Origin of the sequence: Clostridium muellerianum, assembly GCF_012926525.1 — a bacterium.
GTDB lineage: Bacteria > Bacillota > Clostridia > Clostridiales > Clostridiaceae > Clostridium_AM > Clostridium_AM muellerianum.
In genome coordinates this window covers 119,547-130,962 of the sequence record NZ_JABBNI010000067.1, presented here as the reverse complement: position 1 = coordinate 130,962, position 11,416 = coordinate 119,547, and the positions used below count along the sequence as shown (strand labels likewise).

General features: G+C 31.6%; 11 protein-coding genes. 8 read left to right on the top strand and 3 right to left on the bottom strand.

What is annotated here, in order from left to right; translation table 11 throughout:
• Nucleotides 1–69 precede the first annotated feature (69 nt).
• Genes HBE96_RS25500 through HBE96_RS25490 form a run of 3 tightly spaced genes read left to right on the top strand, consistent with a single transcriptional unit; the run spans nucleotide 70 to nucleotide 1,995 of the window.
• Nucleotides 70–786, top strand: a complete 717-nt coding sequence (locus HBE96_RS25500; RefSeq protein WP_169300519.1) for an alanyl-tRNA editing protein — start codon at nucleotides 70–72, stop codon at nucleotides 784–786.
• Between the two features lie 29 nt (nucleotides 787–815).
• Nucleotides 816–1,304: a peptide deformylase gene (locus HBE96_RS25495; RefSeq protein WP_169300518.1), complete on the top strand. Its 489-nt coding sequence runs from the start codon at nucleotides 816–818 to the stop codon at nucleotides 1,302–1,304.
• A 4-nt stretch (nucleotides 1,305–1,308) separates the two neighbouring features.
• Entirely contained in the window at nucleotides 1,309–1,995 is a 687-nt protein-coding gene (locus tag HBE96_RS25490) for an aspartate/glutamate racemase family protein (RefSeq protein WP_206155075.1), read from the top strand.
• Between the two features lie 196 nt (nucleotides 1,996–2,191).
• On the opposite strand, the gene HBE96_RS25485 is transcribed toward HBE96_RS25490, so the two are convergent.
• Nucleotides 2,192–3,037: a protein phosphatase 2C domain-containing protein gene (locus HBE96_RS25485; protein ID WP_169300517.1), complete on the bottom strand. Its 846-nt coding sequence runs from the start codon at nucleotides 3,035–3,037 to the stop codon at nucleotides 2,192–2,194.
• A gap of 170 nt (nucleotides 3,038–3,207) precedes the next feature.
• Here HBE96_RS25485 and HBE96_RS25480 point away from each other — a divergent pair, with 170 nt between their 5' ends.
• Nucleotides 3,208–3,483 carry a hypothetical protein gene (locus HBE96_RS25480; RefSeq protein ID WP_007059642.1) on the top strand — a complete coding sequence of 92 codons (276 nt, stop codon included), beginning with the start codon at nucleotides 3,208–3,210 and terminating at the stop codon, nucleotides 3,481–3,483.
• Nucleotides 3,484–3,707: 224 nt separating this feature from the next.
• Here HBE96_RS25480 and HBE96_RS25475 read toward each other — a convergent pair whose 3' ends face one another.
• Both HBE96_RS25475 and HBE96_RS25470 read right to left on the bottom strand, forming a co-directional pair.
• The gene (locus tag HBE96_RS25475) at nucleotides 3,708–4,676 is read right to left on the bottom strand and encodes a D-2-hydroxyacid dehydrogenase (protein ID WP_169300516.1); all 969 of its coding nucleotides are present in this window, start codon (nucleotides 4,674–4,676) and stop codon (nucleotides 3,708–3,710) included.
• A 226-nt stretch (nucleotides 4,677–4,902) separates the two neighbouring features.
• Nucleotides 4,903–5,250, bottom strand: a complete 348-nt coding sequence (locus HBE96_RS25470; RefSeq protein WP_169300515.1) for a winged helix-turn-helix transcriptional regulator — start codon at nucleotides 5,248–5,250, stop codon at nucleotides 4,903–4,905.
• Between the two features lie 141 nt (nucleotides 5,251–5,391).
• Between HBE96_RS25470 and HBE96_RS25465 the strand changes: the two genes are divergently transcribed.
• The 4 genes from HBE96_RS25465 to HBE96_RS25450 all read left to right on the top strand — a co-directional run bounded on the left by HBE96_RS25465 (nucleotide 5,392) and on the right by HBE96_RS25450 (nucleotide 11,286).
• On the top strand, nucleotides 5,392–5,772 hold the full coding sequence (locus HBE96_RS25465) for a VOC family protein (protein WP_169300514.1): 381 nt from the start codon (nucleotides 5,392–5,394) through the stop codon (nucleotides 5,770–5,772).
• 478 nt (nucleotides 5,773–6,250) lie between these two features.
• Nucleotides 6,251–7,636, top strand: a complete 1,386-nt coding sequence (locus tag HBE96_RS25460) for a radical SAM/SPASM domain-containing protein (protein ID WP_169300513.1) — start codon at nucleotides 6,251–6,253, stop codon at nucleotides 7,634–7,636.
• Between the two features lie 53 nt (nucleotides 7,637–7,689).
• On the top strand, nucleotides 7,690–10,287 hold the full coding sequence (locus tag HBE96_RS25455) for an indoleacetate decarboxylase (protein ID WP_169300512.1): 2,598 nt from the start codon (nucleotides 7,690–7,692) through the stop codon (nucleotides 10,285–10,287).
• A 30-nt stretch (nucleotides 10,288–10,317) separates the two neighbouring features.
• Nucleotides 10,318–11,286, top strand: coding sequence for an indoleacetate decarboxylase activase (locus HBE96_RS25450; RefSeq protein ID WP_206155082.1), 969 nt, complete (start codon nucleotides 10,318–10,320; stop codon nucleotides 11,284–11,286).
• Nucleotides 11,287–11,416: the final 130 nt, after the last annotated feature.

Sequence of the window (11,416 nt, the reverse complement as noted above, 5' to 3'; positions counted from 1 at the left end):
CATATTCTTAAAAACATAGTTGCAAACTTTAATTTAATGATATTAAACAAATTTTAGGAGGAATGATAAATGACTGAATTAATATTTCAAAAAGACAGTTACATAAAGGAATTTGAATGTAAAGTTATTAGTACAGATGAGGCTGAAAATGCCGTTATTTTGGATAGAACAGCATTTTATATAGGGGGAGGTGGTCAACCTTGTGATGTTGGAGTATTAAAAACGGATGTAAATAAGTATGTTGTTAAAAAAGTTAAGAAAAAAGGAAATGATGTATATCACTATATTGATGGAAAACTTCCTGAAGTTAATGAAATATGCACAGGAAAAATAGATTGGGATCACAGGTATAAATTAATGAGAACTCATACAGCTATGCATATTCTATGTGGTGTTGTATGGAGAGATTATAAAGCACAGGTAACTGGTGGAGATATGGATTGTCTTAAAGGAAGAATGGACTTTGAGTTTCAAAACTTTGATAAGGCATTAGTAGAGGAAATTGAAGAGAAGGTTAACAAAGAAGTACAATGCAAAAGAGATATTAAGGTAAATATTTTAGAAAGGGAAGAAGCCTTAAAAATTCCTGACTTAATAAGAACAAAAATAAATCTTTTGCCAGAAGGAATTAAACAAATAAGAACAGTTGAAATTGAGGGATTAGATCTTCAAGCAGATGGAGGAACTCATGTAAAAAATACTTCTGAAGTTGGAAAAATAAAAATAGTAGATTATAAAAGCAAAGGAAAAATCAATAAGAGAATATATGTTGATATAGAAGACTAAATCAAAAGTATTAATAGGGAGGTTATATTATGTTAAAAGAAATACTGTTACTTGGAAATGATGCTTTGTATAAAAAAAGCTTACTTGTTCAAAAGGAAGAACTAGATTCAATAAAAGGAACTGTTTTAGATTTGCATGATACTTTAATTGACTTTCGCAAAAAATATAATGCGGGAAGAGCAATTGCTGCTCCACAAATTGGTGTATTTAAAAGATTAATATATATGTATATTGATAAGCCTATAGTTTTTATTAATCCTATATTAAAATTTGACAACAAGGAAATCATGGAAGTAATGGATGACTGCATGTCCTTTCCAAATCTTTTAGTAAAAGTTAACCGTTATAAGGAATGTACTGTTATGTATAAAGATATAGACTTTATAGACAGAACAATAAAGTTTGAAGGCGATCTATCAGAATTGATACAGCATGAATATGATCATCTTGATGGCATTTTAGCTACAATGAGGGCTATAGACAACAAATCTTTCTATCTAAAAAACAAAGGAGTATAAAATTATGAAAAAAATTGGAATATTAGGTGGAATAAGCTCTGCTTCCACAATTCAATATTATAAAACTATACTTAATATGTACTATGAGAAATTTTCAGATTATTATTACCCTGAAATAACAATTAATAGCTTAAATTTTCAATATTTCACGGATTTAGAAAATGAAAATAAGATTTCTGAATACACAAATTATATTATAAATGGAATCAATAATTTACAAAAATCTGGTGCTGACTTTATTATAATGGCTGCAAATTCTCCTCATTCAGTGTTTCACACTGTAAAACAGGAAATAGATTTACCTATACTAAGTATTGTTGATACAGCTGCAAAAGAATGTACCAAGCTTAAATTAAAAAAGGTGTTATTGACAGGAATAAAATACACTATGCAAAACTCTTTTTATCAAGAAGGATTGAAAGCATATGGTATAGACGTATTAACTCCATCTCTAAAACACCAAGATGAAATAAATTCCATGATTTTTGATGAACTTGTCTTAAATAAAGTAATGAACAATACCAAAAAAAATTTCATTGACATCATATGTCAATATAATGTTGATGGTGTAATTTTAGGGTGCACTGAACTACCACTTTTAATAAATCAAGAAGATATAGATATTCCGCTAATTGACACCATTAAACTTCATTGTAAAGCAGCATTATCATATTCTTTAGAAAAAAGCTAACTAAACCTTACTTTATTACTACTACACAGACAACATCTGCAGGTAGTTCTGCACACAGCACTGTCAAACAACATGTTAAATAAAAACAATTGATAAATTTAATAAATAGCAAAGCAAGGGAAGCTACTAGCTTCCCTTAAAAATTGTATGAGCTCAGTTTAAATATTAAAGTTTTATTTTGTAGCACAATACTACTTTATTGCAAGAATATCACTGCAGATGAGTCATCACTTTTTTTAAATCTAGGAAATTTCACTACATCTGCGTCCTCATTTTCAATGAGTCTTATAGTCTTATATACTTGATGCAATCCTTGTTTTTCAATAATTGAAATAAGGTTATCAGCCTGCATATATTTGTAATTATCAAAAATTGCTGAAAACCCATCTGACATTAATAAAGCCTTTTTACATTCTTCCAAATCCAAATACCCATAAAGGGAATTTTCTACTGCATTTTTATCAAATCCTAATGTCCAGTAACCTTCTGGAGTATTTTTAAGCAATCTATGTTTAATAAGCAGTGGATTTATTCTCTGTCTAGCCTCAATAAAACTTATTCCTTCATTCAACATTAACTTGTTCATTTCAGCTTTAGCTATATTATCTAGTTTATCAAGCAACATCTGTTTAATAATACTTGACTTTCCATTATTATTCTCAACTATAAGTGTACAATCTCCAAGTAAAAAGTATTCTACTTTATTATTGTTAATTCTAATTATAGCTATAGAAGCAGCTGGCAAATCAACTTTATCAGGATATTTTGTTGAAGAAATTTTATTAAATTTATTACCTATAAAATCCATTCCTTTAGAAACAATTTCTTTAATATCTTTTGATTTATCTAAAATATTGTCTTTAAGATAATTATTCCATTCATTAACAAACCAATACACATCACCTTTAGAACCTGTCAGATTAGTTTTGTTAAGTCCTGTTGCACCATCTATAACCCAGCCATAATTATTCTCTGCATAGGCAATATCCTCATTAACTCTATCCTCTGACATGGAAATAAAATCATATGTTGAAAACTTCATAAATCTAACCCCTTAATCTTATTGTATATTATTTTGTATTTATTGCATAACCTCATATTTCCAATAATATATTTTTTATATAATCCTTTATATTATATCATAACTCAACTTTCGTACATGCAAAATTTTCAATTAATATAGAAAATAAATGGAATTTTGGAGGTAAAATTATGAACATTTCTTCTAATTACTATAATTATAGCTATTATAATCAAGCTTATCAGATAAATGCCCTTTCAAACCCTCAATTATATATTACAAGTACACGTACAAGTTCGTCTCCTAATTCAGATTCTTCTGAGGATAAAGTTCAGAAAGTAAGTTCTAAATCCTCTATGCACACTGAATATGATAGCAATCCAAGTTTTTCTAACTTATACTACACTGCAAATTCATTAATAAATTTGCTTAAATTGAAAGGTATTAATTTTTCAAAAAATCCTTAACAATTTAGCATCTGATATAAAATCTTCAAAAAATTCAGATGTAAGATCTCTTATGGGTATTTAAGAAGTATATTATAAAACTAAAAATTTCAAATGCTATTTTGAGTCATTTTACTATAATAAAAAAGTGATAAACAGTTATAAATACCATCATCACTCTATTCAGCATTATATTTATTAATATCTTTTACTTATGACTTTATAAATAATTTAATATACTTCTATTAAACTTTTTTCTTATTAACTCTGTAACCAGTTTTAAAATCCACTATATTCTTTAATGGCTGGTGATTTTTAAAATATTCAAGATTTTCAATACTTATGTTAACAATTCTTCTTAAAGTTTCTGGAAGATGAAAAAATCCTGATATATGAGGAGTAATAACAACCCCTGGTGCATCCCATAATCTATGTTCAGGTGGCAGCGGTTCTGGCTCTGTTACGTCAAGGCCTGCACCACTAATGATTTCATTTTCAAGAGCGTCACACAAATCTTCAGTACATATACAGCTTCCTCTTCCCACATTAAGAATGACTGCATTTTTTCTCATTAAATTAAATTTATCTTTATTAAACAAATGGTGAGTATCCTTTGTCCCAGGAAGACTTAAAGCCACTACATCAGCTTTAGGCAAAAGTTCATCCAAAGCTTCCATTGTATATAATTCATCAATATATTCTGGCTTTTGTCCTTTGGTTCTCTTTACTCCTATGATATAGCTTCCAAGTGCCTTCATTTTTCTAGCAAAATTCCCTCCAATATCACCAAGACCTACAACTAATGTTGTACTTTCTTCTATTGAAGTAACATTTCCTTCATCCTTCCATATATGTTTTTTCTGATTCATATAATATAAATTCAGCTTCTTTTTAATTTCAAGTAACATACCAAGCATATGTTCAGATATTGCAAGACCATAGGCACCTGATGCATTTGTAAGGTATGCTCCTTCAGGAATTACACCAGCTTCGCAATATCCATCAGTACCTGCACTGTTTAACTGAAGCCATTTAAGCTTTTTACTTCCCTTTATGTACTCTGGAGGAACATTTCCAATAATTATATCAGCACTTTTTACAATTTCATCACTAATTTCTTTAGTTGATATAAAAATATACTCTGCTTCTGGCATCTTTGATTTAAGTTTTTGTTTTTCATTTTCACTTAATGGAATTACAACTAAAATTCTCATATAATATCACTTCCTTCTAGTACCATTATACTATAAATACTATTATAAATTTAGTAACTCAACTTTCGCACATATAAAATTTTCACTTAATATTGAAACATTGCTGACTTGTATAAATTCAAAGCTTATTTTGCGTTAGCAAAACAAGCTTAAAAATAAATTAGTTTTCTGACGAAAGGAGGAAAACTCACCTTCATTGTCCTCTGTCAAATGTCATCTGAAAGGATTACTCATTTTCTTCCATAGAATTTATATAAACTTTCCCCCACTCTCCCATAGTTTTCAATACAGGAACAAAAGAACATCCCATTTCTGTTAATGAATATTCCACTCTTGGAGGTACTTCCTTATAAATTTCTCTATGGACCAATCCATCATCTTCAAGTTCTCTTAACTGTTTTGCCAAAATTGGTTGAGAAATCTGTTTGCATAATCTTTGAAGTTCATTAAATCTCCTTGTTTTTTCACTTAAATGAAATAATATTATCATTTTCCATTTTCCAGAAATCAAATATTGTACTGTTGCTATTGGACATGATTTATTAGATTGGGGATTTTTTAATATTCTTCCCATTAAAACCTCTTTCCTCCTCAATAGTACTATTTTGGTTAGTATCTAATAAAAAAGTACGTACTTGAATGATTACATCTATTACCATAATATTATAGTAGCTTATAAAGCAGAAATCAATTTTGAAAAGGAGTATGATTACAAATGGAAATAAAAAAAGTTTTAAATCGTTTTTATGTAAATGACATGGAAAAAGCAATAAAGTTTTATGAAAAAATCTTAAATAAAAAATGCAGCAATATATTTAAATATTCTGAAGCAAGCTTAGAATTAGCTACAGTTGGAAATATTTTGATAATAAGTGGTTCTGATGAAGCATTAAAGCCATTTAAAGACACTCAAGCAACATTTTTAGTTGATTCTATTGCTCAATTTAAAGAATTTTTATTAAATAATGGTGCTACTATTATTAGAGATTTAAAAATAGTACCCTCAGGAATGAATATGACTGTAAAACATTTTGATGGTACGATAATTGAATATGTTGAGCATAAAGCCAATCTTAACTGGTTAATTAAAGACTAAAAGAATCGTATAAACCTTGATCGAAATGAATGAAGAATCTCATAATTATGAGGATTCTTCATTCATTTTAATTTCTTTGCTTCAAACAAGTTTAAGAAATGAAATCAACTTTAACAATAGAGATTGCTAATTAGATTCCAATCCTTGTAAAGAGTTTGGCTTCTTACACTATGACTATAAAGCATTTTGATAATACAATAGTTGGATATGCTTTTATAAGAAATATCGCACTTATTAAAAACATTTCTTTTTATAGAGGATTATGCCACGACATACAGAATAAATATATTATGGATTTAAATGGCATTATATTATTATATAATGCTTATTATTCCTGCACATATACTGCCATCTTGTTTCAATAAAATAGACAACTAGGATTTACTTAAATCGCTATGAACCTACTCCTAACATAAAGTATGTATCCATTAGTTAAGTACATCTAATGAAGGTTGTAAATTATAAAGGAGACAAAAGAATGAAAGACGATATGATGAAAGTATTATCTCTGCTAAATAGTGAAAAAAATTATGAAAGTATTATAGACTTTACTTCAAATATTTTAATGGAACATCCAGATGATATCAAGGTTTACTATTGCTTGGCAATGGCTTATATTGCAAAAGGTGATAAAACTAAAGGATTAAAGCATTTACAGAATTTAATTACCCAATCGTTAAGTGCAAATAAAGAGGATAAGCTTCTTAGACTATTTATAAACCAGGTAATATTACAGACAATACAAATTACAGAACTTTCGCTCCATGGGGGGGATGTGCTGGGAGCGAATACAATTCAAATGGTTAAAGAAGTAAAGCTTTACGCTCATAAACTTGGAGAAAGGGATCTAGAACAGATTGCCGAAAATATTTTAAAAAGGTGGATACATATAAACTCATCCAATCAGCCTATAGTAGCGTTAATTCCCGATTCACCATTAACTCTCCAAGTAGAGCCAACTAATGCCTGCAACTTAAACTGCACTATGTGTCCTCGTAGTAAGATGACCCGCAAGGTAGGATTTATGGATACAGCGATTTTCGATGAAATGCTTGACGGCTGGAAGAATAGAGTAATTGTTAAGCAGATACAGCATTTAATTTTTGGGACTACTTTCCCCCTAATTAAGAGGGGTTCCATTAAACTCTTTTTTATGGGTGAACCTTTGATTCACAATCAACTAGATAAATTAATAGAAAGTGGAAAACAGGCCGGTTGTACTGTTGGAATCCAAACTAATGGCATAACCCTTGTAAATAAAGAGGTCCGTCAAAAATTGTTGTCAGCGAAACCTTCAGTAATAGGAATTTCTCTTGATGGCATAAATGAAATGTCATATGAAGCTGTTAGACAAGGAGCCCGTTTACTGGATATTTACAACGGATTGAAGGCTCTACATAAAGAACGTGAGGAAATGAATTTACACAGAAAGATATGGATTATGATATCTTCTATTATTCCCAAATGGAATCAATCATCACTGGAACACGCACAAAAATTTCTTGAACCAATCCGTCCTTTTGTAGATCATATTGGATTTATTCCTCTAAGCCGTGAACGAGATCCAAAATTTTATGATGAAAACGGTAAAATTATCTTATACAGCAAGCAGCCTATATCCAGTACATCAAAACTGCAATCACTATGTCTAGAACCGTTTACTAAACTCAATGTTCTATGGGATGGAAGTATCACTCCATGTTGTTATGACATTAATTGTGCTATGCCACTAGGTCATATTAAAGATGGTATCGATAATGTATGGAAATCCAGCAAAGTAAAAGAACTTCAGGATGCTCTTTTAAATCAGAATATTAAGAAGTATCACCTATGTTCAGTATGTATGAGCAATACTAAAATATAATGTAAATATTTTGTAACCAAATATAAAACATTTTAATTAAGGAGGAATACTCTATGGAACTTAAAAAGAATCAAACACCTACATGGCCACCAACTATGGAGGAAAAAGAAGAATCTGGTTTTATTGATCGTGAAGTTAAAGGACAACCTTCAACTGAAAGAAACAAGAAAATCAAGCAGCGCTATTTAGATGCAAGACTTATGCTGGACCCAGAATTTTCAATTCTATTTACAGAAAAATGGCGTGAATGTGATGGCCAGCCTGTATTAATACGTCATGCTAAAGCTTATGCTTATGCACTGGAAAATGTCACTCCATCAATTCTACCTGATGAATTAATTGTAATGCAGAAAACCCGTTACACACGTGGAGCACCAGTTCATCTGCAGTACAGTCAGCAATTCTATCCAACTATGTTAAGCCACGCCGAATCTTTAGAAGACAAAAAAATATATGATATAGGAATGGGCGGCGGACGTAAACATGTTGAAATAAAAGGCTTGAAGCAGTGTGGAATTTATGCAATCAAAGATGAGGATGTTCAACCACTTCTGGATGCCTGCAATTACTGGAAAGGCAAATGTATTGATGAATCAGCTGAAAAATTTATTAACGAAAATATGCCCGATGCAGAAACCTTTAATAATGGCTATAAGGTAAATATGTGGCCGTTAAGTGTTGTTTCCATAATGGAAGGCAGATGGGTACCTGCTTATGATATAATCGTAAATCGTGGCCTTCAAGATGTTATCAATGAATGTAAGGAACATATTGCCAACACTTTACCTACTACCTATGATGTTGCAGAAAAAATCTTGTTTTGGAGAGCTTCAATAATCTCCTGTGAAGCAGTAATAAATTGGGCAAAGAACTATGCAAAAAAAGCTCGCGAAGATGCAGACGCTGAGACAGATGTGACACGTAAAAAAGAATTATTAGATATAGCAGAAAGACTTGAATGGGTTCCTGCAAAACCTGCACGTAATTTTATGGAAGCACTTCAATCTGCATGGATAGGACATATTGCTATAGGACATGATTGCTCTGTGGTTGGTCTTTCACCAGGAAGATGGGGACAATTGTTGTACCCTTATTATAAAAAAGATCTTGAAGAAGGAAAGTTAACACGTGCACAAGTTATTGAAGCAATGGAACAAATACGTATCAAATTCTCAGGAAATGAGTACATTGCACCACGTGCATGGTCTGCAATGGCTTCTGGAAATGCATACCAACACCTGGTAGTGGGTGGTGTAGATAAAAATGGTATGCCAGCAGAAAATGACCTAGAATTTGATATTTTACAAGCCGGCATTAATATGCAGACAATACAGCCAACCCTTGGAGTACAGGTCAGTTCAAAGACCAGCAATAAGCTGATGATGAAGGCTGCTGAATGCTGCAAAAGTGGCGGCGGCTATCCAGCATTCTTCAATAACGACATCAGCATTCAGCATTTACTAACTGATGAAAGCGAAGAGGATATCACTTTAGAGGATGCAAGAGATGTAGCTATTGCAGGATGTGTTGAAATCGGAACACAGGGAACTTCACATGGTATCACACATCCAGCATTCTTTAATGAACCAAAGATTCTTGAAATAGTTCTTAATGATGGTGTTGATCCAAGAACAAATGTAAGATGCTATGATTCTCTAGGAGAAATAGACAGTTATGAAAAGCTGTGGGATTCATGGTGCAAGGTTGAATCAAAATATCTTAAATTTTACATGGATTCATGGAACTATACGGTACAAATGCGTCGTGAAATAAATCCTCTAGTATTTTCTTCGGTGTTAATGAAGGATTGTGTTAAGACTGGTAGGCCTATGGACGAAAATGGATGCCGTTATAATAAGTCAGTAACCTTATTGAATTCAGGAATGGTTAATGTAGCAAACAGTTTTGCTGCTATAAAAAAGTGCGTATTTGAAGAAAACTTATTTACTATGGATGAATTAAAACAATCTTTGAAAGAAAACTTCGGCTATGAAAAATCAGATAATCGTACATCCATGCTTGAACAAAAACGAATTGATATGAAATGGGCTAAGATTCATAAATTATGTCTTGATGCACCAAAGTTTGGTAATGATGATGATTATGTTGATAGCATTTTTGTAGATTTATGGCAGCATTATAAAGATGTAGTTTCAAAGCAAACAACTTATTTGGGATATCATTGGGTTCCGGCAGCGTTATCCATATCATCACACGGTCCATTTGGTCGTGTATGTGGAGCAACACCTGATGGAAGGTTAGCGGGTGTAACATTGACCGACGGCATACTTTCGGCAACTCCAGGAACTGACGTTAATGGTCCTATGGCTCTATTGAATTCTGGGGTTAAACTGGATTGCACTGATATGCGTAGTGTACAGTTGAATATGAAATTTCATCCTAACGCTGTTAAAGGCACTGAAGGATCGCATCATCTTGTAGACCTAATTAGAGGCTATTTTAGCAATGGTGGTTACCACATTCAGTTCAATATAGTGGACTCCAAGATGCTTAGAGATGCACAAGCGCATCCTGAAAACTACCGTGACTTAATTGTCCGTGTTGCCGGTTTCAGTGCATATTGGGTTGAGCTTGGCAAACCAATTCAAGATGAAATTATAGCCAGAACAGAATATGGAACATCAGTATAATAATATTAGATAATATAATTATGGGATGGGCTGTATATACCCCATCCCACATGTATCAAGGAGGGAATTAAAATAGCGAATAAAACAGGAACAGTCTTCGATATTCAAAGTTTTTCAGTTCACGATGGACCGGGCATTAGAACTATTGTATTCTTGAAAGGATGTCCACTAAACTGCTGGTGGTGCTCAAACCCTGAGGGCCAAGCTGCCCTTCCGGAAGTTGGCTACCATGTTGATAGGTGTCAACGCTGTATGTCCTGCGTAATAGCTTGTAAAAATAAAGCTATAAAAGAAATTACTGAATTAACGGCAAATGGAGATTGTATTAAAATAGATAAAGAAAAATGTAAAAAATGTTTGACATTTGATTGCGTGAATGCCTGTCCGAATAAAGGATTAGTTACCTGGGGAAATTTAAAGACAGTTGAAGATGTAATGAAATATATAAACCGCGACATTTCATATTTTAGAAAAAATGGTGGCGTTACGTTATCTGGTGGAGAGCCTTTATATCAGCATGACTTTGCTTTAGAAATACTGAAAGCATGTAAAGAAGATTATATAAATACAGCAATTGAAACTACACTTTATGCACCTTTTGAAGTTATTGAACCTTTTATACCTTTTGTAGATTTGTTCTTATGTGATATTAAACAAATGGATAATTCAAAGCACAAAGAATATACAGGGGTATCCAATAAAACGATATTAAGTAACATTTGTAGTTTAGCTCAGAAAACCAAAAATATTTTAATAAGAATCCCTTTAATTCCAGGATGTAATGATGATATTTTAAATATTAAAAACACATCAAAATTTGCATATGATAATGGGATAAATAGAATAAATATATTACCTTACCACAATCTTGGACAAAGCAAGTATGATAAATTGTGTAAAGAATATAAATTAAAGGATACAAAATCCCCTAAAGCTGATAAATTGGAGCACTTAAAAAAGGTAGTAGAAGAACAAGGTGTCAAATGTATCATCGGATAAAATTAACTCTATCCATTCTGAAGTAATTTAAAAAACTCAAAATAACCGTTACCAATGGATACTCACAAAACTACCACCGAATCAACATGCCACTTACTTAAAACCAGTAAATATCCCATAAAACTTTATT